The sequence below is a fragment of the Usitatibacter rugosus genome (assembly GCF_013003965.1).
GTDB classification, from domain to species: Bacteria; Pseudomonadota; Gammaproteobacteria; order Burkholderiales; family Usitatibacteraceae; genus Usitatibacter; species Usitatibacter rugosus.
Genome location: NZ_CP053069.1, coordinates 2,722,633 through 2,744,870 on the forward strand (window position 1 = coordinate 2,722,633; position 22,238 = coordinate 2,744,870).

Consider the following 22,238-nt stretch of genomic DNA (forward strand, 5'->3'; position numbering starts at 1 on the left):
CCCATGAATCCCCTTCGCGTCGGCATCGGCGGCCCGGTCGGCTCCGGCAAGACCGCGCTCACGCTCGCGTTGTGCAAGGAATTCCGTGATCGTTACGAGATCGCGGCCGTCACCAACGACATCTACACGGCCGAGGACGCGCAGTTCCTCGTGAAGAACAACGCGCTTCCGCCGGAGCGCATCCTCGGCGTCGAGACCGGCGGCTGCCCGCACACGGCGATCCGCGAGGACGCGTCGATCAACCTGGAAGCGGTCGCGCGGTTGAGCAAGGCGTTCCCGGCGCTCGAGCTCGTGCTGATCGAAAGCGGCGGCGACAACCTCGCGGCCACGTTCAGCCCGGAGCTCTCCGACCTGACGATCTACGTGATCGACGTCGCTGCAGGCGACAAGATCCCGAGGAAGGGCGGGCCCGGGATCACGAAGTCCGATCTATTGATCATCAACAAGATCGACCTGGCCCCTTATGTCGGGGCGTCTCTGGAGGTGATGGACCGCGACGCGAAGAAGATGCGCGGCGAGCGGCCTTTCGTCTTCACCAACCTCAAGACCAACCACAACCTCGACGTGGTCGTGCGCTTCATCGAGACCCAGGGCATGCTCGCCCCGGAGTCGAAGCGCCGCACCGCGTGAGCCGGAGAACGCCATGCGATCGATCCGCACGCTCCTCGCCCTCGGCGCGGCAACGCTCGCGACGAACGTCCTCGCCCATCCGGGACACGACGCGCCGCCCGTGCACGCGCATGATTTCAGCGAAGCCGCGTGGATGATCGCCATCGTGGTGATTGCGGCCCTCGCGGTGGCCGGCCTCGGGAAGCTGCGACGCGCCCGCGCGAAGAAGCCGCCCGCCTCCCGCCGCGACGCCTAGTCCGCGGCTATCCGGGCCGGGGTGCCCCAGCGCGCCAATGCGTCCCGCACCGCCTCGAGATAGCGGTACCCGTAACGCTCGTCGGGCTCGAGGTACGCACCCTCCGCCCATTCGTTCCACGCGTTGAGGAAGATCACGCGCTCCGTGGGCGGACGCTGCGCAGTCGCCTCGACCTGCTTTCCGAACCAGTGCGCGAAGCTCTCCGGTGAGGCGCCCTTGAAGATCCGCGCGCGCTTCACGTAGCGCGCCGTGTTGTCCCAGTCGACGAAAGCGCCGGGGAACGTGGGCAAGCCCGCCTCGCGCTCGACCTTGAGGACCTGCTGCCACACGACGTCGTAGTCGTAGTACGTGAGCTTCGAACCGAGTTGATTCCGCAAGTACCGCAGCATCTCCTGCACGCGCTCCGGCAGGAGTCGCGCGAGCTGGACCGCGCGGCGATCCGGCGCGCCCGCCTCGAAGTCGGGCGAGTAGAACGCCTCGAACGGCTGGAACTGCATCACGCCGTCGAAGTGCTTCAGCACGGCGGGCACGGGGAACTCGAATTGCTTCATGGCGATCACGAAGAGGCCCGGCAGACCGCGTCGCCGCGCTTCCTCGCGCCAGAGGTCGAGCATCGCGTCCACCTGCGTGATGCGATGCGGTCGGTAGATGAGGAAGATCGGCTTCCCGTCGACGGTGATCGCGCGATCGTCGCTCCACGCGCGGAAGAGATATTCGAAGTGCCGCATCCAGAGCTCGCGGTCCGGCGCGTGCGTCTGCTCGATGAGGATGTGGTGATCGAGGCCGTCCCAGCGGCGCGACCACGTCTCGTTGGCCCACGCGAGCGCGAAGGGGAAGCGGATCTCCTTCGACGCCATCACGATATTGGTGGGGGTTTCGAGGAGCTGCTTGCCGCCGAACCAGTAGTGGTAGTGGCAGAAGCCGTGCACGCCGTGGCGCTGGGCGAGATCCACTTGCCACTCGATCGTGGCCTTCTGCGACTGGTCGTAGTAGCGCTCGCCGAGGGAAACGCGAGGCTGGTAGTGGCCGCGGAACTGCGGGCGAGCCTTGCGAACGTTCACCCAGTCGGTGAAGCCCTGGCCCCACCACGCGTCGTTCTCCGGAATCGGGTGCAGCTGGGGGAAGTACATCGCCACCAGCCGGACCGCCTCCTCGCCCGTCATCGCACGCTCCCGAAATGCAATGCCCCGCACGAGTGCGGGGCATCGACGGAATTCCTGGTAGGCGCGATTGGACTCGAACCAACGACCCCCACCATGTCAAGGTGGTGCTCTAACCAACTGAGCTACGCGCCTGTAGATCGAGTTGAATTTTACCCGAATTCGAGTGTCGAAACAAACGAACGGCACTCTTCGTGCTTGTTGGATGACATGAGAATCTCGCGCCCCCTTCCGATACGCCTGCACACTTCGCACCGCACTGCGCTCGCCGAGCACTTCCTGGCACTCGGTCCGGACGACCGCAGGCTGCGCTTCGGCACGGTGCTGCCGGACGAACTCGTGCTCCAGTATGTCGCGGGCATGGACTTCGAGCGCGACGAGATCTTCGCCGTCACCGACGAGGACCTTCGCATCGTGGGCGCCGTGCATGTGGCCTTCGCCGGCCACGCGGCGGAACTGGGCTTGTCCGTCTCCGAGGACTCGCGCGGCCGCGGCATCGGCAACGCGCTCTTCGAGCGCGCCGTGGTCCACCTGCGCAACAGCGGCGTGCGCTGCGCCTACATGCACTGCCTGGCCGAGAACCAGGCCGTGATGCACCTCGCGCGCAAGCACGGGATGAAGATCATGTATGCGGGAAGCGAAAGCGAGGCGTACCTGCAGCTCGAGTCCGCCACGCCCACCAGCTACTTCGTCGAGTGGCTGGGCGAGAACCGCGCGAACGGCGCGGAGGCTTTCAAGCGCAACGCGCGCCTCGCGCGGAGCTGGTTCGAGCTCTTCGCGCCCGGCTAGCTGCGCTTCAGCAGCAGGCCCTTCAGGTACTCGCCTTCGGGGAAGTGGATCGAGGCCGGATGGTCCGGCGAGGCGCCGAGCCGCCGCTCGATCACGAGGTCCGCCCTCGCATCGGCCGCCGCACCCGCGACGATCTTCTGGAAGAGATCCGCCGACACTGCCCCCGAGCACGAGAACGTGAGCAAGTGGCCGCCGGGCGCGAGCATCTTCATCGCCCAGAGGTTGATGTCCTTGTAGGCGCGCGCGGCCTTCTCCACGTGCTTCTCGGTCGGCGCGAACTTCGGCGGGTCGAGCACGATGAGGTCGAAGTGCTTGCCCTGGTCGCGAAGCTTCCTCAGGTACGCGAACACGTCTTCGGCCAGCCACTCGGCCTTCGACTCGTCGAGGCCGTTCAGCTTGAGGTTGCGCCGCGCGAGGTCGAGCGCCTCGTGGGACGTGTCCAGCGAGAGGACGTGCTTCGCCCCACCCTTCAGCGCCGAGAGCGTGAAGCCGCCGGTGTAGCAGAAGGCGTTCAGCACGGTCGCGTCCTTCGCGAGCAGCCCGGCCAATGCGCGGTTCTCGCGTTGGTCGAGGAAGAAGCCGGTCTTCTGGCCGTGCACGACGTCCACGTCGTAGCGGATCCCGTCCTCGGTGATGGGGACCGGGCCCTTTACCTGCCCGATGAGCTCGGCATTGCGCGGCGTCAGTCCTTCGAGCTCGCGCACTTCGGCGTCGGATCGCTCGTAGACCGCCTTCGCGCCCGTGATCTCGGCCAGCGCCTTCGGCCAGAAGTCGCGCCACTTCTCGGCGCCCGCGGACAGGATCTGCAGGACGATCGTGTCGCCGTACTGGTCGGCGATCACACCCGGGAGCCCATCGGACTCCGAATGCACCAGGCGGCAGGCGTTGCTTTGCTCCAAGCCCCAGCGGCGGCGCGCGACCGCCTCTTCCAGGCGCTTGCGCATGAAGCCGGCATCGACGCTGTCCTTCGGATCGAACGACCACGCGCGGGCGCGGATCTGCGAGGTCGGCGAATACGCCGCGGTCGCGAGAAAGGCCCCGTCGGACGAGGTGACGGTGATGGTCTCGCCCGACGCCGGCTCGTGCTCGACACGGTCCACCGCGCCCGAGAAGACCCAGGGATGGCGGTGCTTGAGGGATTTTTCGCGGCCGGGCTTCAGGACCAGGCGCGGAGACACTTGCTTCATGGAAGGGGGCGCGGCAGGATGGACCGGCATCTTATCCGAAAGCGACGCATGGAAACGAGGCTGGACAGGCACATCGTGGTGAAGGTAGGCGACATCACGCAGGAAGACGTGGACGCGATCGTGAACGCCGCGAACCCGTCGTTGATGGGCGGAGGGGGCGTCGACGGCGCCATCCACCGCGCGGGCGGCCCGGACATCGTGGCCGAATGCCGGCAGATCCGGAAGACGTACCCCGACGGGCTGCCGACGGGCGAGGCGGCGATCACCACCGCCGGAAAGCTGATCGCGCTGCACGTCGTCCACACCGTGGGACCGATCTACGGCGACAACGAGGACAACGATGCGGCGCTGCTGGCCGCGTGCTACGTGAATTCGATCGCGATTGCCGCGCGGTCGGGGTCGACCTCCATCGCCTTCCCCGCCATCTCGACCGGCGTATACGGCTACCCGAGGGAAGAGGCGGCACCCATCGCGGTGAAGGCGATCCGCGAGGCCGTGAGGCGCCACCCGACAATGACCGAAGTGCGGCTGGTGTTCTTCTCGGAGGACGACGCGAAGGCCTTCCTCGAAGCCGCGCGCGCCTAGCGGCCGGCGGGCTTTCCCGAGAGGTTGAAGTCGCCGCTGCGCACGCAGCAGTTGAACTTGCGCTTGCAGGGATCGAGGCACATCCAGCGCGTGCCGTCGTTGCCCGGGAACTCGATCACCGTCTCGCCCTTCAGCGCATCGCTGAAGCGCTCCCAGCGCGGCTTCTCCGGCGGGGCGAGATCCTCGGGGTCCGCCTCCACCGTGAGCTTCTCGACGAAGACCGCGCCCAGCGGAGCGCGCAGCTCCGTGGCCGTGCCCGCGAGCGCCTTCGAGCGTTCGCGCAGGCGTGCCTTTTCCTCGGCCACGCATTGCGCTTCCGTCCGGAGATTGCGGCAGGGAGGATCGGCGAGCTGGGCCATCGCGGCCGGGGTGAGCGCGATCAACAGCGCGAGGACGAATCGCAAGCGGTCGTTCGCCTCGCCTAGGAGAGCGCCGGCTCGAGCGCGCCGGTCTTCCACCCGCGCAGCTTGCCGACGTTCTTCAGCTCCACCGGGTCGATCTCCGCGAACGTGGCCCGGGAAGCCTCGTCGAGCTGGCGATGGAAGTTGTTGGTGGCCACGATCTCGCCCGCGCCCGCGGTGGACATCAGGCGCGCGGCCACGTTGATGCAATCGCCCACGACGCCCATGTGCGTGCGGCTGAACGGCCGCAGCGAGACGATCTGCACGTTGCCCGACGAGATGCCGACATGCAGTCCCGCCGAGGGCTGCACGCGGTCCAGCCGGCGTTGCCAATGATGCGAGACGGAGTTGCCGATCGCGAGCAGCCCGCGCGCGGCATCCATGGCCTGGCGCGCCGAGCGATCCGGATCGCCATGCAAACCGAAGAGGCCCACGACCTCGTCACCCACGAACTGGTAGAGCATGCCGCCCGCGTTGATGATCTGGTAGCGCGCCTTCGAATAGAACGACGTGAGGCTGTCGCGGACGATCGCGGGGTCGGGGGAATCGCGCACGTAGCTGGAGAAGCTGCACAGGTCGCCCAGGACGACCGTCACGTTCTCGTAGAGGCCGGGGGGCAGGATCTCGCGCGGGCCGAGGCCCCGCTCCTCGCGAAGCTGCCGCAGGCGCCAGTAGCCGAAGTGCCACATGAGCTCGGACTTGAGCGGGTCGTGCTCGTAGTCCTCCATGCCGCCGCCGAAGGCGTGGAAGCCCTTCGCCTTGTCGATCGCGTGGCGAAGGTCCAGCAGGTTCTCCGGCGTCATCGCCGGGATGGCGACGGGGAACGCGTCGTTCAACCGGTCGAGCAGGGCCTCGTCGTCCCAGATCTCGACACGCAGCCCCGAGCGGACGACTTTCGAAAGCGCCACGCAAAGCTCGTCGGGGTGGATGCGGCCCTTCAGGTCCACGACCACGATCACCGCCTCGGCGTCGGCCGTCGCGGGCGAGACGTTTCCGTACTTGCGCTTCAGGTGCGCGAGCAGCATGTTCTCGTCGTAGCCGTACTTCACCTCGACGAAGTACGGGCGATGGCCCGGGGCCATGACGCGGATGTCGGCATAGCCCGCCCCGCCGCCCAGCGGGTACTCGCGGTCGATGCGCACCATCTCCGGCTTCACGTTCTCGCGCTTCACGTGCTCGAAGCGGCAGAGGTCGCAGCACAGCTCCTCCAGCATGAGGCGAAGCTGGAGGGTCGGCGAATCGGTGACCACGGCCATCATCAGGTCCTCCGCACCGTGTCGACGCCGGGCACGTCCTTCACCTGGCGGAGCACGCGCAGGATGCCGTCCCCGTCCTGGACCTGCAGCGTGAAGCGCATGAAGGCATGCACGCCGCGGGACAGCGTGTTCACCGCCGTCACGTTGATGCGCTCGCGGGAGATCGCTTCCGAGATGTCGCGCAGCAGCCCCTGCCTATCCATCGCCACGACCTCGATCTCCGCGGAGAACGGCGCGTCGCCGGTCTTGCCCCAGTCCGCGGGCATGAGGCGGTCCTTCTGGTCCTCGCGAAGGATGGTGATGTTGGCGCAGTCGGAACGGTGGACCATCACGCCTCGTGTGCGCGTGATGAAGCCGATGATCGGATCGGGCGGCACGGGGCGGCAGCACTTCGCGACCATGGTCGCGATGTTGTTCACGCCGAGCACGAGCACGCCCGAGGACGAACCCTTGTGCTTCGGCTCCGGTGTCACCGCGATCGGCGCTTCCGGGGCGGCGGGCGCCTCGCCACGCACCGCGATCTCGATCTGCCGGGAGGTCACCTCGTTGCGCCCCAGGGCAGCGAGGAATTCCTCCAGCTTGTTGAAGCCGCACTTGGTGGCGAGGCGGTCGTGGTTCTCGCTCGTGGCGCCGAGGCGCTGCAGCTCCTTGTCGAGCATCGTGCGGCCGTGGCCGACGTCCTGCTCGAAGTCCTCGTGGCGGAACCATTGGCGCGCCTTCGCGAGCGCGCGCGGGCTCGCGAGATAGCCGAGCTGCGGCGACAGCCAGTCGCGCGACGGCCCGCCCTGCTTCACGGACATGATCTCCACGCGCTGCGCGTTCTGCAGCTTGTAGTCGAGCGGGACCATCGAACCGTCCACCTTGGCACCCCGGCAGCGGTGGCCGAGATCCGTGTGCACGTGGTACGCGAAGTCGATCGGCGTCGAGCCCTTGGGGAGATCCACGACCTTGCCCTGCGGGGTCAGCACGTAGATCGTGTCTTCGAACAGGCCCTGCTTCGCCTCGTTCACGGTGCTGTCGCCCAGCAACTCCATCTTCCACGCGAGCACCTGGCGCAGCCACGCGATCTTGGAATCGAACTTCTTGTCGGACTTGCCGCCTTCCTTGTAGCGCCAGTGCGCGGCGACGCCGTGCTCGGAATGCTGGTGCATCTCGTCCGTGCGAATCTGCACTTCGAGCGTCCGGCCTTCCGGGCCGACGACCGCGGTGTGCAGCGAGCGGTAGGCATTGGCCTTCGGGTGGGCGATGTAGTCGTCGAACTCGCCCTCGATCGGAACCCACAGGTCGTGCACGATCCCGAGCACCGTGTAGCACTCGCGCACGTTCTTCACGATCACGCGCACGGCGCGGATGTCGTAGAGCTTCTCGAACGACACGCTCTTGCCGTGCATCTTTCGCCAGATCGAGTAGATGTGCTTCGGCCGGCCCTGCAGGGCGCTGCCTTCGATGCCGGCGGACGCGAGCTCCGACTTGAGCGTCCCGATCACGCGCTGGATGTAGGCCTCGCGGTCGTAGCGCTTCTCGTCGAGGAGCTGCGCGATCTGCTTGTAGACGTCGGGCTCGGTGTAGCGGAAGGCGTAGTCCTCCAGCTCCCACTTCATCTCCGAGACGCCCAACCGGTTTGCCAGGGGCGCGAACAGCTCGAGCGTCTGCCGGCCGGCCGCGCGGCGCACCGCTTCGTCCGACTTGGTGATGTTCCGCAGGTACACGACGCGCTCGGCGAGCTTCACCAGCACCACGCGCACGTCCTCGGCGATGGCGAGCAGCATCTTGCGCAGCTGCTCCACGTCCACGCCGGAAGCATTGAGGGTTTCGATGCGGCCGGCGCGCGAAAGCCCTTTCAGCAGCACCGCCAATTCGGCGCCGAAGTTCTGCTGGATGGCATCCAGGTCCAGGTCGGGCTCCGGAATCGCCTGGCTGATGAGGGCGGCCGTGACCGTCTCCGGATCGGCGCCCTGGAGCAGCAGCAGGCGGGCCACGGCCAGCGCCCGGTCGAAGGCGGCCGTGCGGCCGGTGGCCCGGCAGGCCCCTTGCGCGAACTGGAGCGCCCGCACCGGCACCTCGGCCAGGGTGTCGCCATAGGTGGCGCGCACTTCCTGCTGGAAAAGGTCGGCCTCCGTGGCGGCGGTGGAAGTCAGCATCCGGCCATCTTATCGTGGCCCGGGCCGGATCCCGACCTAGGGAATTTTCGGCACTTCGGGCCGGGAATCCTCGTGGGCGGGAAGGACCGGGGGCGCCCCATGATGGCCTCCGTGAGTTCGCCGAAAACCGACCCCGACCCGATGCCCCCATCCGCCCCTGCTCCGAATGAGTGCACGGACCGCGCCGGGCGCCTCGCCGCGGTGAAATTCGTCGGCCTGTCGCGGCCGGAGCCCGCTCCGCAGCCGCCCCCGCGCGACAGCCTCCTTACCCGCTTCGTCGACCTGCTGGCGGTGGCGCGCCGCTAGCGGGACGAAGACGCGGTTTTAGCCGGTCCCTTCCCCGGGGACCGGCGCTTTCCCTTGGGGTGCTATCCTCGTGGCACGCGGCTTGCTCATTGCACCAACATGGCGCCCCCGGTCTATTTCAACGAGATGTACGACGGCGGCCGCTCGGTCCGCCCGCACTACGCGGCTTTTGCCGAATGGCTTCGCGACACGCCGCCCGAGCGCATCGCGCAGAACCGCCACGCCGCCGACCTCCTCTTCCACCGCGTCGGCATCACGTTCGCCGTCTATGGCGAGGCCTCCGGCACCGAGCGCCTGATCCCGTTCGACATCGTCCCGCACGTGATCCCCGGCGCGGACTGGGACATGCTCTCGCGAGGCCTCGCGCAGCGCGTCACGGCGCTGAACCGCTTCCTCCACGACGTCTATCACGACCAGGAGATCCTCGGCGCGGGCCTGATCCCGTACGAGCAGATCCAGAGCAACCCGCAGTTCCGCCCGGAGATGATCGGGGTGGACGTCCCCGGCGGCGTGTATGCGCACGTGGCGGGCGTGGACATCGTCCGCAACAACGACGGCAAGTACTACGTCCTCGAGGACAACCTGCGCACGCCCTCGGGCGTCTCGTACATGCTCGAGAACCGCAAGATGATGATGCGGCTCTTCCCCGAGCTGTTCGCGCAGCAGTCGATCCGGCCGGTGGATCACTATCCCGACCTGCTGCTGGAAACGCTGCGCGAGCTCTCGCCGCAGGGCGCCGAGAACCCGACCATCGTCCTGCTCACGCCGGGCCACTTCAACAGCGCCTACTTCGAGCACGCCTTCCTCGCCCAGCAGATGGGCATCGAGCTGGTCGAAGGGCAGGATCTCTTCGTCCAGAACAGCACCGTGTTCATGCGCACCACGCAGGGCCCGCAACGCGTGGACGTGATCTACCGGCGCATCGACGACGACTTCCTCGACCCGCAGGCCTTCCGCCCCGATTCGATGCTCGGCGTGCCGGGGTTGCTGCAGGCCTACCGCGCCGGCCGCGTGACGCTCGCCAACGCCATCGGCACCGGCGTGGCCGACGACAAGTCGATGTATCCGTACGTCCCCGAGATGATCCGCTTCTACCTCGGCGAGGAACCGATCCTGAACAACGTGCCGACCTACGTGCTGAAGAAGCCGGACGACCTCCAGTACGTGCTCGACAACCTGGCCGAGCTGGTCGTGAAGGAAGCGCAAGGCTCGGGCGGCTACGGAATGCTGGTGGGGCCCACGGCGAGCCGCGAGGAGCGCGAGCGGTACCGCCAGCGCATCCTCGATTCCCCCGAGCGCTTCATCGCCCAGCCCACGCTTTCCCTCTCGGTGGTGCCCACGTTCGTCGGCACCGACCTCGGCGACCGCCACATCGACCTGCGCCCCTATGTGCTCACCGGCAGCAGCACGCGCTTCGTGCCCGGCGGCCTCACGCGCGTGGCGCTGCGCGAGGGGTCTCTGGTGGTGAATTCGTCGCAAGGTGGGGGAGTGAAGGACACATGGGTCGTCGATTGATGAATACGTTCACGACATGGCAGGCGTACTTGGAACCGCCGATCCCCGCCGATAACCCCACGCCGATCTCCGCCGATGAAACGTGTCGGGATCGTGGCTACGTTTCGCGCCGTCTTTCGCCATCATGTTTCTATCGGCGGGGATCGGCGGGCACTTATCGGCGGGGATCGGCGGTTCCAAGTGCGTCCGTCCCTTCAAGCGCGTCCCTACAGTGACTATGCTCTCGAGAGTCGCCTCGAATCTCTACTGGATGAGCCGCTACGTCGAGCGGGCGGAGAACACCGCGCGCGTGCTCGACGTCACCTGGCGCATGTCGCTGCTGGTGAAGGAGCCGCGCCTGCAGGACCAGGAATGGTTCGCGCCCCTCAACATCACCGGCACCCTCTTCCCCTTCGCGGGCCGCCACAAGGTGGCGAATGCCCGCGAGGTGCTGCACTTCATGGCGCTCGATCCGGAGAATCCGTCGTCGATCTACGCCTGCGCCAAGTCGGCCCGCGAGAACGCTAGAGCCGTGCGCGGCTCGATCACCTCCGAGATGTGGGAAGTGCTGAACGGAACCTGGCTCGAGATCCAGCAGATGGACGAGGACAAGATGCTGCAGCGCGGCACCTCGACCTTCTTCGACTGGGTGAAGGACCGGAGCCACCTGTTCCGCGGCGTGACCTTCGGCACCATGCGCAGGGACGATGCGTATCACTTCGCGCGCCTCGGCACGCACCTGGAGCGCGCCGACAACACCGCGCGCATCCTCGACGTGAAGTACCACGTGCTGCTGCCGAGCGTGAAGGAAGTCGGCGGCGCGGTGGACTACTACCAGTGGTCCGCGGTGCTGCGCTCGGTCTCGGCCTTCGAGGCGTACCGCAAGGTCTACCGCGACGCCGTCACGCCCATCAAGCTGGCCGAGCTGCTGATCCTGCGGCCCGATCTGCCGAGGAGCCTGCACTTCTGCGTGAAGCAGGCGTTCGAAACGCTCAACTACGTGAAGAACGACCAGTCGGAGGAGACGCTGCGCAAGGCCGGGCTCCTCCTCGCCTCGCTGCAGTACGGCAAGATTTCGGATATCTTCACCAAAGGCCTGCACGAGTACCTCACGGCGTTCCTCCGATCCACGCAGGAGGTCTCGAACGGGGTGCAGAAGAGCTTCTTCGCCCCCATCCTGGTGGAGTAACAAGACCTCATGACTTATTGCGTTGCGATCAAGCTCGACACGGGCATGATCTTCGCGTCCGACTCGCGCACCAATGCGGGCGTGGACCACATCGCGACCTTCACGAAGATGAAGGTCTACGAGAAGCCCGACGACCGGCTGATCACCATCCTCTCCTCCGGCAACCTCGCCGTGACGCAGGGCGTGACCAACCTCATCGACCGGCAGCTCCGCGCCAAGGAAACGGGAACCGCCGAGGCGGAGGCGCCCAGCATCCTCGAGGCGCCGACCATGTACGACGCCGCCACCATCGTGGGCGATGCGCTGCGCGAGATGCAGCGGCGCGACGGCGTGTTCCTGACGGCATCGAACATCGACGCCAACGCCAGCATGATCGTGGGTGGGCAGATCAAGGGCGAGCCGCCGCGGCTCTTCTACCTCTACACGCAGGGCAACTTCATCGAAGCCGGCGGCGACACGCCGTTCTTCCAGCTCGGCGAGTCGAAGTACGGCAAGCCCATCCTCGACCGCGTGATCACCCCGAGCACGCCGCAGAAGGAAGCGGCCAAGTGCGTGCTGATCTCGTTCGACTCCACCATGAAATCCAACATCTCGGTCGGCCTGCCGATCGACATGCTCTGGTACCCGCGCGACAGCTTCCGCGTGGGCCTGCAGCAGCGCATCCGTGAGAACGACCCCTACTTCACGATGCTTCGCACCCGCTGGGGGGGCGGCCTGCGCCGCGTGTTCGCCGACCTGCCGGACCCGGACTGGCTCGAATAGATTTCCGTTCAACGAGGAGAAACCACAATGAAGAATTCCATCACCGCCGCCTTCATCGCCCTCGCCGTCGCCGTGCCGTTCGCGGCCGTCGCGCAGGATAAAGCCGCTCCCGCCGCGGCGCCCGCCCCGTCCATGCTCTCATCGGCGGAGATGCGCGCGCGGATCCAGTCGGACAAGAAGGGCATCATCCAGAGGAACCTCCCGCTCACCGAGAAGGAGGCCAAGGGCTTCTGGCCGCTCTACGAGCAGTTCGAGAAGGAGATCGCCGGCCCGCAGGCGCAGTACAACCGCGCGGTCATCGACTACATCAACGCCGGCTCGAACATCACCGACGCCAACGCGAAGCGGATCGTGGAGCAGGTGCTGAAGGCCCAGGACGACGAATCGCGCCTGCGCCGCTCGCAGTTCCCGAAGCTCCTGAAGGTCCTGCCCGCGACGAAGGCCGCGCGCTACATGCAGCTCGAGAACAAGATGCGCTCCGTGTTGCTCTACGAGACGGCGTCGGCGATCCCGCTCGTCCCGTGACTTCTTGACGATCAAGGTCGCCCTCCACCACCGGACGCACTACGCGTTCGACCGCCCCGTGGGGCTCTCGCCCCACGAGGTGCGCCTGAGGCCGGCCGCGCACACCCGCACCCCGATCGAGAGCTACTCGCTCACGGTCAAGCCCGCCAAGCACTTCCTCAACTGGCAGCAGGATCCGTACGGCAACTGGCTCGCGCGCCTGGTCTTCCCCGAGAAGTCGCGCGAGCTCGAGGTGACGGTCGACCTCGTGGCCGACATGACGGTCATCAACCCGTTCGATTTCTTCATCGACGCGTCGGCCGACAAGTTTCCCTTCGCCTACACGCCGGAAAACCAGCGCGAGCTTGCGGCGTACCTCCACACCGATCCGCTCACGCCGAAGGTCAGCGCGTGGATCGACGACGCGAGGAAGAGCTTCGCGCAGGGCTCGCCCAACACCATCGACTTCCTCGTGGCGGTGAACGCGAAGCTGCAGCGCGACGTGAGCTATCTCATCCGCATGGAGGCCGGCATCCAGCCGCCCGAGCTCACGCTCACCAATGCTTCCGGCTCCTGCCGCGATTCCGCGTGGCTGTTGGTGCAGATCCTGCGCAACTTCGGGCTCGCCTCGCGCTTCGCCTCGGGCTATCTCATCCAGCTCGTCGCCGACCAGAAGCCGCTCGACGGCCCGGCCGGGACGACCAAGGATTTCACCGACCTGCACGCGTGGTGCGAGGTCTATGTCCCGGGCGCGGGATGGATCGGCCTCGACCCGACGTCGGGCCTGCTCACCGGCGAAGGCCACATTCCGCTCGCTTGCACGGCGCTGCCCTCCTCCGCCGCACCGGTCACCGGCTTCACCGACGTGTGCAAGACGGTGCTCGACTTCAAGATGACCGTCACGCGCCTGCATGAAGACCCGCGCGTGACGAAGCCCTACTCGCCCGCGCAGTGGACCGCCATCGACCGGCTGGGCGAGCGTGTCGACAAGGAGCTGGCCGAAGGCGATGTGCGCCTCACGCAGGGCGGCGAACCGACCTTCGTGTCCGTCGACGACATGGAGGGCCCGGAGTGGAACTTCACCGCGCTCTCTCCGCGCAAGCACGAGCTGGGGCTCGAGCTCGTGCACCGGCTTCGCAAGCGTTTCGCTCCCGGCTCGCTGCTGCACTTCGGCCAGGGCAAGTGGTATCCCGGGGAGCCGCTGCCGCGCTGGGCGCTCACCTGCTTCTGGCGCCGCGACGGCGTGCCGATGTGGGAAGACGACCGCATCCTGCCCGGATTGCACGGCGAGGAAGACGCCACGATCGAGGACGCGCGTCGGTTCGCGACGGAGCTCGCGGGTGCGCTCGACCTGCCGGCCGACGCGGTGATCCGCGCCTACGAGGATCCCCTTGCCGTGATCCGCGACGAGGCGAAGCTGCCCGCGAACCTCGACCCGCTGGCGAGTGATCTCAAGGAACCGGCAGCGCGCGGGAAGCTTCGAGCCCAGCTCGAAGGCACCATCGGCACGCCCGCGGGCTTCGTGCTGCCCATTCGCCCGTTGCCGCGCGCGAAGGCCAGCGCCGCGACGACGTGGGACACCTCGCGCTGGCCGCTGCGCCGCGCGCACCTCTTCCTGCTCGAGGGCGATTCGCCCCTCGGCTTCCGCCTGCCGCTCGCCTCTCTGCCGCAGGTGCTTCCCGAGGACGACGAGCCGGTGATCGCCGCCGACCCGTACGAGCGCCGTGATGTGCTGGGCCACAGGAAGCCCGCACGGACCACCGGGTCCAAGCGCGAATCGGCCAAGCGCAACCTCGCCCCGCGCGAGGTCGTTCGCACGGCGCTCTGCGTGGAAGTCCGCGCGGGAAGGCTGCACGTGTTCCTGCCGCCGGTCGCGCTGCTGGAGGATTTCGTGGCGCTCCTGGGTGCGATCGAATCGACGGCGCAGGCGCTCGAGCGGCCGGTGCGCGTCGAAGGCTATCCGCCGCCCGACGATCCGCGCCTCGCCCGCTTCGCGGTCACGCCCGATCCCGGCGTGATCGAGGTCAACATCCATCCGTCGTCGTCGTGGGCGCAGCTGAAGGAGAACACGACCGCGCTCTACGAGGACGCGCGCCAGTCGCGCCTCGGCACCGAGAAGTTCATGCTCGACGGCCGCCATACCGGCACCGGCGGCGGCAACCACGTGACGCTGGGCGGGGCCACGGCCGCGGACAGCCCGCTGCTGCGCCGCCCCGACCTCCTGCGAAGCCTCATCGCCTACTGGCAGAACCATCCGGCGCTCTCGTATCTCTTCTCGGGCATGTTCATCGGCCCCACGAGCCAGAGCCCGCGCGTGGACGAAGCGCGCGACGACGGGCTCTACGAGCTCGAGATCGCCTTCCAGCAGCTGGACGCCGAGTTCCCCCTGGGCAAGGACAACGAGCGCCCGTGGCTCGTGGACCGGGTCCTGCGCAACTTCCTCGTCGACCTCACCGGCAACACGCACCGAGCCGAGTTCTCGATCGACAAGCTCTACGCGCCGGGCAGCGCCACCGGGCGCCTGGGCATCCTCGAGTTCCGCTCGTTCGAGATGCCGCCGCATCCGCGCATGAGCCTCGTGCAGATGCTGTTGCTGAGGACTCTCGTCGCGCGTTTCTGGAAGGAGCCGTATCGCGAATCGCTCGTGCACTGGGGAACGCGCCTGCACGACGAGTTCCTGATGCCGCATTTCGTGGCGCAGGATCTTCGCCACGTGGTCGAGGACCTCAAGCGCAGCGGTTACGCCTTCAAGGAAGACTGGTTCGCGCCCTTCCTCGAGTTCCGCTTCCCGCGCTACGGGACCGTGAGCTACGAAGGCGCGCAGATCGAGCTGCGCCAGGCGATCGAGCCGTGGCACGTGCTGGGCGAGGAAGTGAGCCAGGTCGGCACCTCGCGCTACGTCGATTCGTCGGTCGAGCGGATGCAGGTGAAGGCGACGGGCTTCAACGAGTCGCGCTACCTCGTCACCTGCAACGGCCGCGCGCTGCCGATGACGCCGACCGGCAAGCCGGGCGAGGCCGTGGCCGGCGTTCGCTACAAGGCGTGGGCACCGCCCTCGGCGCTGCATCCGACCATCGGCGTGGACGTGCCGCTCGTGTTCGATCTCGTCGACACGTGGAACGGCCGCTCCGTCGGCGGCTGCACGTACCACGTGGCGCATCCTGGCGGACGCAACTACGACACCTATCCGGTGAACGCGCTCGAAGCCGAGGCCCGCCGCGTCGCCCGCTTCCAGGCCATGGGGCACACGCCGGGCGCGATGGACGTGAAGCGCGAGGAGCGCAATCCGCGCTTCCCGCTCACGCTGGACTTGCGTTACCGCGCTTGAAGCCCCGACTCGCGGCGCCACCCGGATCGTGCGACACGCACATCCACATCTTCGACGATCGCTACAAGACCGTGCCGACGGCCGTCTACCAGCCGCCGCACCGGCCGACGTCCGCGTACCTGGAGATGCGGGACGAGTTGGGGCTCGAGCGCGTCGTGGTCGTGCAGACCAGCGTCTACGGTTTCGACAACAGTTGCATGCTGGAGGCGATGGGTACGATCGGCCCGGGCGCGCGCGGCGTCGTGGTGGTGCCGCCGGACGTGAGTGACGCCGAGCTCGAACGCCTCACGGGCGCCGGCGTGCGGGGCGTGCGCTTCTTCATGCTCTCGGGCGGCGTCCTGCCTTGGGAAGCGCTCGAGCCGCTGGCCCATCGCATCCGGCCGTTCGGCTGGCACATCGACCTGCAGTTGGATGGCCGCGACCTGCCGCAGTACGAGGCGCGCCTCGCAGCACTTCCCGTGGAGGTCGTGATCGACCACAACGGCAAGTTCCTCGAGCCCGTTGCTCCCACGCATCCCGCCTTTCGCACGCTGCTGCGCCTGCTGGAAAGCGGCCGGTTCTACGTGAAGCTCTCGGCGCCCTACGAGACTTCGAAGGTGGGTCCGCCGGGCTACGAAGACGTGAGCGTCCTTGCGCGGGCCTTGGCCGCATCCCATCCGGACCGCTGCGTGTGGGCGAGCAACTGGCCGCATCCCAATCGGCCCGAAAATCCTTCGAGCGCGGCGATGCTGGACCTGCTGCTGGATTGGGCCGGCGACGACGTCACGCGCCGGAAGATCCTCGTGGACAATCCCGCGCGCGTCTACGGCTACCCGCCAGCCTAGACCACGATCTCGAAGGTTCCGCGCAGGCCCGTGCCGGCGTTCTCGAGGCGCATCGTCACCAGCTCCGCTTTCTTGCCCAGGTTCCTGAAAAGGAAGTCCTGCTCGTTGCCCGCACCGCCCTCGATGAACATCTGCGACACGAGCGCCGTGCGGGAGCCGTCGCGCACGAGGAAGTGGATGTGCGGCGAGCGGCCCGAGTACGGCACGGGCTTGATGGTGCGGAAGGCGTAGCGGCCCTCCTCGTCCGTGGACACCGCGCCGTAGCCCTGGAAATCCGGATCGCCCGCGGGCTGCATGTCGCCGACGTGGTGGTAGAGGCCGAGGTTGTCGCACTGCCACACCTCGAGCTTCGCGCGCGCCATCGGCTTGCCCGTGCGATCGACGATGCGGCCCGTGACATCGAGCACCGTGCCCTGTGCAACGGCCGATCGTCCCATCACGCGCGTCAAGTCGCCATCGATGTCCTGCGGGAACGCGCGCGGGTAGAACGGACCCTCGGTCATGCGCGGCGTGGGCACGCGATCGGCCGGAAGAGCCGGCGTGGACGGGAGCAGGAGCGAGGCGCCGAGGAGCGCCAGCGTGCGGCGGCGGCGGGTATCGACAGTCATGAAAACCACGATACGCCGATCCGCGGCTTGCAGCGCGTCCGGATGTCCTTGCCGAGCGTCCGTCGCCATCCAGCGACGACGAAAAGGCAGAATATTCGGCACATCTGCAAACCCCCTCCGGCGTATCTTCCGTGTCCCAACGACATGCAGGAGATACAAAATGATCAAGACCATCGCCTCGTTCGCCATCGGCATCCTCGTCGGCGCCGCCTACGCTTCGCATTCGCCCGCCACGGTCGCACAGGCCCCGGCCGCCGTGACGCTGCCCTTCAGCGACATGCACGCGTCGATCGCGCATCCCGCCACGCTCGAGACACCCGCACCGACGTTCTAACGCGGCACGCGCGTTCGATCGCTCCAGTAGCGCGGTTCGGGAGCGATCGATTCCACCCGCGCGGCGTCGCCGGCGGGCAGCACGATACGGATCGCTCCCTCGAGATCCGTGCGCCGCAAGCGAAGCCGACGCTGCACGTAGCGCTGCGCCACGGCCTCGTTCGGATGGCCGAAGCGGTTGCGGTAGCCGAGCGAGACCACGGCGATCGATGGCGCCACCGCATCGAGGAAGCGTTCGGTCGATGACGTTCTCGACCCGTGATGCGGGACGAGGAGCACGTCGGACCTCAACGCCGAAGTCCCCCGCGTGAGGAGCTCCGCTTCGCTGCGCGCCTCCACATCCCCCGTGAGCAGCATCGAGGCGCCGCCCGAGGCGACTCGCACCACGCACGAGCGATCGTTCTCCTTCCGGCGCGGCTCGTCGTAGCTCGAATCCGCCGGGTGCATCACCTCGAAGGTGACGCCGTCCCACGTCCAGCGCTGGCCCACGCGGCACATGCGCGAGACGTCGACCATTTCGTGAAGAGGATCGTCCGCGGCGAGCGGTGAGAGCAGCCATTCGGGCGAGCGCAGCGCGGCCACGGACTGCGCGCCACCGGAATGATCGTCGTCGGCGTGCGAGACCACCAGGCCGTCGATGTGGCGCAGGCCCTCCCCACGCAGGAAGGGGACGACGATGCGGTTGCCCGAATCCGACTCGCTGTTCCACGCCGGCCCCGTGTCGTACACGAGCGAACGCGAAGCCGTACGCACGACGACGGCGAGGCCCTGCCCGACATCCAGCACGTCGATCCACGCTTCGCCCGGCGCGGGATGCGGCGGGAGGATGACCATCACCGGCGCGATCCAAACGAGCGCGAACGGGCGCAACGGAAAGCCGCGCGGTGCGAGCAGCCAGGCGCAGCCCACGAGCGCGCATGCCACCGTCCAAGCCGCGGGCTCGTGACTTTCGAACACGCCGCCGGGCAACTCGGCCAGCCACTCCAGCGGCACCATGAGCCACGCCATGAGCTGGTGCGCGGCGTCGAGCAACGAATCCAACCCGAGGAACGCGCCGGCCAGCGTGAGCGGCACGACGACGAGGCTCACCAGCGGAATCGCGATCGCGTTGGCGAGCGGCGAGACGAGCGAGACCTCCTGGAAGAGGGCCAGCAGCATCGGCGCCATCACCACCGTGACCGCGAGCTGCTCCATCGCGGCTGCCCGCACCTTGCCGAGCGCGCCGGTGCGAAGCGAGACGCAGTAGAAGATGCCGGCCACCGCGCCGAACGAAAGCCAAAAGCCCGAGGCGAGGACAGCCCACGGGTCCGTGCCCACGACGGAGAGCGCCGCGATGGCCAGCACGCGCGAGGGCGAGCCGTGCCGGTCGGCCAGCACGCAGGCCGCGAGCGCAGTGAGCATCAGCACGGTGCGTTGCGCCGGCACGGCGAATCCGGTGAGCAGCGCGTACGCGAGCGCGGCGAGAGCGCCCACGAGGGCCGCGACCTTGATTGCCGGCCATCGCAGGGCCAGCCACGGCACGCGCACCCACGCGAAGTAAGCGAGCGCGGCGGCGAGCCCGGCCAGCATGGTGATGTGCAGCCCCGAGATGCTCATGAGGTGACCGACACCCGTGCGCCAGAAGACTTGCCAGTCGTCCGCGGCGATGGCGTCCTGGTCGCCGATCGCAAGCGCGATCAGCACGCCACGGAAACGGTCCTCGCCCAGGTGCGACGCCATGGACTCCCGGATCTCGCCGCGCCAGCGATGCAGCGTGTACGGCCAACCCTCGACACGGGCTTCGAGGAGCACGGGCGCGGGCTTCGAGCGCAGGTAACCCGTTGCCCTCAAGCCGCGCTCGAGCGCCCACGGCTCGAAGTCGAAGCCATGGCGATTGGCGAGGCCGCGCGGGCGCTTCAGGCGCACGGTGGCGCGCCATCGCTGGCCCGCGACGACCGGCAGGGACGGCGCCGCATCGCCGCGCGACACGTAGCTCATGAGCGAGATGCGCTGCGGAACGACCGCCCCGGGTGTCTCGACCGACTGCACGTCGAAGGCGAAACGCGTGCCGCGTTCGTTCACCTGCGGGAGGCTCGCCACCACGCCCACGACCGCGATGTCCCTCCCCTCCCACTCCGGCGGCAGCGCATCGGCGAGCCGCACCTGCGCGCGCCAGGACGCGAGGCCGATGCCCACGCACAGCCCTGCGGCGGCATAGGCGATGACACGCCACTGGCGCGCTCGCTCGGGAACCATCGCAGCGGCGAGCCACGCCGCGACGCCGAGCCACGCCACGCTCGCCTCCGGAAGCACGGGCTGTTGCTGCAACCAGCACGTACCGAGGACGAACGCGAGCACGAAGAACCGCACGGTAGAATGCCTAACGCATCACCCGCCCACGCGACGACATGTTCCGAAGCAAGCTTCGCAAGTGGCTCCCCGATCCCGACTCCATCCGCGACAGCAAGTGGCTGCGGTGGTGCGCGCCGATCCTCGGCCATCCCCGCCTGTGGCACCTGAACCGCCGCGGCGTGGCGCTCGGCGTCGCGATCGGCATGGTGACGGGCATGATTCCCGGACCGATCCAGATGCTCGTCGCCGGGATCATCGCCGTGCCGCTGCGCGCCAACATCCCGGCCGCGATGTTCGCCACGCTCTATACCAACCCGTTCACCTTCGTGCCGCTCTATTTGCTGGCGTACAACATCGGCGGCCTCGTCACGGGCGAGCACTCGGCGATGGCGACGCTGCCCCGCGACTTCGAGTGGTCGTGGGCCAGCATGCATCGCTACATCCCGGAGGTGCTCCGCTGGATCGCCTCGCTGGGCGACACGCTGCTGATCGGCCTTGCGATCCAGCTCACGCTCAGCGCGATCCTCGGCTACGTGGTGACGCTCGTCGTCTGGCGCTGCGCTGTGAGTTGGGCCTGGCGCCGCCGCTCCCGGCTGCGCGCGGAACGGGCCGCGACATGACGCCCGAATACTGGATCGAGGCCAAGGCCGCGCTCGCGAAGCGCGACGCGAAGCTGCGCAAGATCATCCGCAAGCACGGCGATGCGGCACTCGCCACGCGCGGCGATCCCTTCCAGACCCTCGCGCGCTCCATCGTCGGCCAGCAGATCTCGGTGAAAGCCGCCCAGTCGATCTGGGATCGTTTCCACACCGCCGCGGGGGGCATGAAGCCCAAGCTGGTGTTGGCTCTCGAGGAGCCGCGGCTGCGCGAATGCGGGCTCTCGCGTGCCAAGGCCTCCTACCTGCGCGACCTGGCGCTGCACTTCGACTCGGGCCAGGTGAAGCCGAAGCGCTGGCCGAAGATGGACGACGAAGCCATCATCGAGGAGCTGGTGCAGGTGCGCGGCATCGGCCGCTGGAGCGCGGAGATGTTCCTGATCTTCCATTTGCTCAGGCCCGACGTGCTGCCGGTCGCCGACCTCGGATTGCAGCGCGCGATGGAGCTGCACTACAACGGCGGCGAGCTCCTCACGCGCGACGAGATGCGCGCGATCGGCGAGGCGTGGAAGCCGTGGAGCTCGGTAGCGACGTGGTACCTTTGGCGCTCTCTCGACCCGGTTCCCGTCGAGTACTGAATTTTGTAAGGAGTGTCATCGCCATGTCCTCGCGCCTCCTCGCTGGCCTCGCACTCGCCGCGGTCACCGTCCTCGCCGGTTGCTTCGAGTCCACCAAGCCGCTCTCCGAGCCCGGCACCGTGCCGTACGACACCGCGGTCCTCGGCTCCTGGAATTGCGTGCCCGACCCGCCGCTGCGGCCCCAGGACAAGGCGGCGCTCACCCTGCGCAACGTCGACCAGTACACCTACGACGCGAACTGGGTGGATGACGGCAAGACCTCGCGCTACCGCGCCTACGGCACGAAGATCGACGGCAACGTCGTGATCAACGTGCTCGAGGTCGCGCCCGGTGCCAAGTGGTTCTTCCTGCGATACAAGCGCGAAGGCACGAAGCTCCGCCTCAGCGTGGCGCAGTCGACCGAGATCAAGGGCGGCTACGAGGCTCGGAAGATGGACGACGTGCGCGCGCGTGCCGGGAGCGACGACCTCTTCAAGACGTTCGCGCTCTGCACGAGGGGCAAGTGAGCAGCCCGTTCACCCCGCCCAAGGCGAACCTCGAAACCCTTCCGTCCGGCGTGGGCCCGGCGCCCGAGCTGTGGAACCCGGATGCCGCGGGCGCGTGGAGCATCGTCCTCTCGCCGATCTTCGGTTCCGTGCTGGTGATGAAGAACTACCAGGCGCTCGGCGAGGCTGACCTGGCGCGGACCGCCCGCAACTGGATGTACGGCAGCATCTTCATGCTGTTCGTCACGGCGTTCGTGGGCGGTGCCGCGGGACTGGTGTGGATCGTGATCTGGTACATGATGTTCCAGCGCAAGCAGACGCACTACATCCGCGAGCGCTGGGGCAAGGACTACCCGAAGCGCGGCTGGCTGGTACCGCTGCTGATCGGGTTCGGCGCCCTGGTGGCCGCCTGGGTGGCGATCATCGCGGGGCTGGGCCTCGCGGCGCGCTAGGCAC

Annotated in this window: 23 protein-coding genes and 1 tRNA gene; 16 read left to right on the forward strand and 8 right to left on the reverse strand. The window is 67.8% G+C overall.

The features are described from left to right. Positions 1-3 precede the first annotated feature (3 nt). Both ureG and DSM104443_RS12830 read left to right on the forward strand, forming a co-directional pair. Positions 4-630 carry an urease accessory protein UreG gene (gene ureG / locus DSM104443_RS12825; RefSeq protein WP_171092819.1) on the forward strand — a complete coding sequence of 209 codons (627 nt, stop codon included), beginning with the start codon at positions 4-6 and terminating at the stop codon, positions 628-630. Positions 631-643: 13 nt separating this feature from the next. Beyond that, positions 644-865, forward strand: coding sequence for a hypothetical protein (locus DSM104443_RS12830; protein ID WP_171092821.1), 222 nt, complete (start codon positions 644-646; stop codon positions 863-865). Here DSM104443_RS12830 and DSM104443_RS12835 read toward each other — a convergent pair. After that, on the reverse strand, positions 862-2,028 hold the full coding sequence (locus DSM104443_RS12835; RefSeq protein ID WP_171092823.1) for a glycosyltransferase WbsX family protein: 1,167 nt from the start codon (positions 2,026-2,028) through the stop codon (positions 862-864). The two genes, DSM104443_RS12830 and DSM104443_RS12835, sit on opposite strands and share 4 nt — an antisense overlap. 55 nt (positions 2,029-2,083) lie before the next feature. Then, positions 2,084-2,160, reverse strand: a tRNA-Val gene (locus DSM104443_RS12840). 75 nt (positions 2,161-2,235) lie between these two features. On the opposite strand from DSM104443_RS12840, the gene DSM104443_RS12845 reads away from it, so the two are divergent. Next, positions 2,236-2,814, forward strand: a complete 579-nt coding sequence (locus DSM104443_RS12845) for a GNAT family N-acetyltransferase (RefSeq protein WP_171092825.1) — start codon at positions 2,236-2,238, stop codon at positions 2,812-2,814. Here the strand turns inward: DSM104443_RS12845 and DSM104443_RS12850 are convergent. Continuing rightward, positions 2,811-4,001, reverse strand: a complete 1,191-nt coding sequence (locus DSM104443_RS12850) for a class I SAM-dependent rRNA methyltransferase (protein ID WP_171092827.1) — start codon at positions 3,999-4,001, stop codon at positions 2,811-2,813. The two genes, DSM104443_RS12845 and DSM104443_RS12850, sit on opposite strands and share 4 nt — an antisense overlap. Positions 4,002-4,049: 48 nt before the next feature. Here DSM104443_RS12850 and DSM104443_RS12855 point away from each other — a divergent pair, with 48 nt between their 5' ends. Then, the gene (locus DSM104443_RS12855; protein WP_171092829.1) at positions 4,050-4,586 is read left to right on the forward strand and encodes an O-acetyl-ADP-ribose deacetylase; all 537 of its coding nucleotides are present in this window, start codon (positions 4,050-4,052) and stop codon (positions 4,584-4,586) included. Here the strand turns inward: DSM104443_RS12855 and DSM104443_RS12860 are convergent. The 3 genes from DSM104443_RS12860 to DSM104443_RS12870 are packed head-to-tail and all read right to left on the reverse strand — an operon-like array spanning position 4,583 to position 8,384. Beyond that, on the reverse strand, positions 4,583-4,990 hold the full coding sequence (locus DSM104443_RS12860; protein WP_171092831.1) for a hypothetical protein: 408 nt from the start codon (positions 4,988-4,990) through the stop codon (positions 4,583-4,585). The genes DSM104443_RS12855 and DSM104443_RS12860 overlap by 4 nt on opposite strands. Positions 4,991-5,007: 17 nt before the next feature. Then, positions 5,008-6,246, reverse strand: a complete 1,239-nt coding sequence (locus DSM104443_RS12865) for an adenylate/guanylate cyclase domain-containing protein (protein WP_171092833.1) — start codon at positions 6,244-6,246, stop codon at positions 5,008-5,010. Beyond that, positions 6,246-8,384 carry a RelA/SpoT family protein gene (locus tag DSM104443_RS12870; protein WP_171092835.1) on the reverse strand — a complete coding sequence of 713 codons (2,139 nt, stop codon included), beginning with the start codon at positions 8,382-8,384 and terminating at the stop codon, positions 6,246-6,248. The genes DSM104443_RS12865 and DSM104443_RS12870 overlap by 1 nt, the downstream gene beginning before the upstream one ends. A gap of 111 nt (positions 8,385-8,495) precedes the next feature. Here DSM104443_RS12870 and DSM104443_RS12875 point away from each other — a divergent pair, with 111 nt between their 5' ends. The 7 genes from DSM104443_RS12875 to DSM104443_RS12905 all read left to right on the forward strand — a co-directional run bounded on the left by DSM104443_RS12875 (position 8,496) and on the right by DSM104443_RS12905 (position 16,791). Beyond that, positions 8,496-8,690, forward strand: coding sequence for a hypothetical protein (locus tag DSM104443_RS12875; protein ID WP_171092837.1), 195 nt, complete (start codon positions 8,496-8,498; stop codon positions 8,688-8,690). A 99-nt stretch (positions 8,691-8,789) separates the two neighbouring features. Then, positions 8,790-10,205, forward strand: coding sequence for a circularly permuted type 2 ATP-grasp protein (locus DSM104443_RS12880; RefSeq protein WP_171092839.1), 1,416 nt, complete (start codon positions 8,790-8,792; stop codon positions 10,203-10,205). Between the two features lie 217 nt (positions 10,206-10,422). Then, positions 10,423-11,373 carry an alpha-E domain-containing protein gene (locus DSM104443_RS12885; RefSeq protein WP_171092841.1) on the forward strand — a complete coding sequence of 317 codons (951 nt, stop codon included), beginning with the start codon at positions 10,423-10,425 and terminating at the stop codon, positions 11,371-11,373. A gap of 9 nt (positions 11,374-11,382) precedes the next feature. After that, positions 11,383-12,135, forward strand: a complete 753-nt coding sequence (locus DSM104443_RS12890) for a proteasome-type protease (RefSeq protein WP_171092843.1) — start codon at positions 11,383-11,385, stop codon at positions 12,133-12,135. A 27-nt stretch (positions 12,136-12,162) separates the two neighbouring features. Continuing rightward, the gene (locus tag DSM104443_RS12895) at positions 12,163-12,660 is read left to right on the forward strand and encodes a hypothetical protein (RefSeq protein WP_171092844.1); all 498 of its coding nucleotides are present in this window, start codon (positions 12,163-12,165) and stop codon (positions 12,658-12,660) included. A gap of 4 nt (positions 12,661-12,664) precedes the next feature. Further along, complete coding sequence (locus DSM104443_RS12900) at positions 12,665-15,967, forward strand: transglutaminase family protein (protein WP_171092846.1); 3,303 nt, start codon at positions 12,665-12,667, stop codon at positions 15,965-15,967. Beyond that, positions 15,964-16,791 carry an amidohydrolase family protein gene (locus tag DSM104443_RS12905; RefSeq protein WP_171092848.1) on the forward strand — a complete coding sequence of 276 codons (828 nt, stop codon included), beginning with the start codon at positions 15,964-15,966 and terminating at the stop codon, positions 16,789-16,791. Before DSM104443_RS12900 ends, DSM104443_RS12905 begins: the two co-directional genes overlap by 4 nt. On the opposite strand, the gene DSM104443_RS12910 is transcribed toward DSM104443_RS12905, so the two are convergent. Further along, on the reverse strand, positions 16,788-17,399 hold the full coding sequence (locus DSM104443_RS12910) for a dioxygenase family protein (protein WP_171092850.1): 612 nt from the start codon (positions 17,397-17,399) through the stop codon (positions 16,788-16,790). The two genes, DSM104443_RS12905 and DSM104443_RS12910, sit on opposite strands and share 4 nt — an antisense overlap. 160 nt (positions 17,400-17,559) lie before the next feature. Here DSM104443_RS12910 and DSM104443_RS12915 point away from each other — a divergent pair, with 160 nt between their 5' ends. After that, positions 17,560-17,733, forward strand: coding sequence for a hypothetical protein (locus DSM104443_RS12915; protein WP_171092851.1), 174 nt, complete (start codon positions 17,560-17,562; stop codon positions 17,731-17,733). Here the strand turns inward: DSM104443_RS12915 and DSM104443_RS12920 are convergent. Beyond that, a complete protein-coding gene (locus DSM104443_RS12920) occupies positions 17,730-20,081 on the reverse strand; it encodes a DNA internalization-related competence protein ComEC/Rec2 (protein ID WP_171092853.1) in 2,352 nt (783 codons plus the stop codon). The genes DSM104443_RS12915 and DSM104443_RS12920 overlap by 4 nt on opposite strands. A gap of 38 nt (positions 20,082-20,119) precedes the next feature. Here DSM104443_RS12920 and DSM104443_RS12925 point away from each other — a divergent pair, with 38 nt between their 5' ends. The 4 genes from DSM104443_RS12925 to DSM104443_RS12940 are packed head-to-tail and all read left to right on the forward strand — an operon-like array spanning position 20,120 to position 22,234. Beyond that, positions 20,120-20,683: a DUF2062 domain-containing protein gene (locus DSM104443_RS12925; RefSeq protein WP_171092855.1), complete on the forward strand. Its 564-nt coding sequence runs from the start codon at positions 20,120-20,122 to the stop codon at positions 20,681-20,683. Next, the gene (locus DSM104443_RS12930) at positions 20,680-21,297 is read left to right on the forward strand and encodes a DNA-3-methyladenine glycosylase family protein (protein ID WP_171092856.1); all 618 of its coding nucleotides are present in this window, start codon (positions 20,680-20,682) and stop codon (positions 21,295-21,297) included. Before DSM104443_RS12925 ends, DSM104443_RS12930 begins: the two co-directional genes overlap by 4 nt. A gap of 23 nt (positions 21,298-21,320) precedes the next feature. Continuing rightward, positions 21,321-21,803, forward strand: a complete 483-nt coding sequence (locus DSM104443_RS12935; RefSeq protein ID WP_171092858.1) for a hypothetical protein — start codon at positions 21,321-21,323, stop codon at positions 21,801-21,803. Then, positions 21,800-22,234: a hypothetical protein gene (locus DSM104443_RS12940; RefSeq protein ID WP_171092860.1), complete on the forward strand. Its 435-nt coding sequence runs from the start codon at positions 21,800-21,802 to the stop codon at positions 22,232-22,234. Before DSM104443_RS12935 ends, DSM104443_RS12940 begins: the two co-directional genes overlap by 4 nt. The last annotated feature ends 4 nt before the right edge of the window (positions 22,235-22,238 follow it).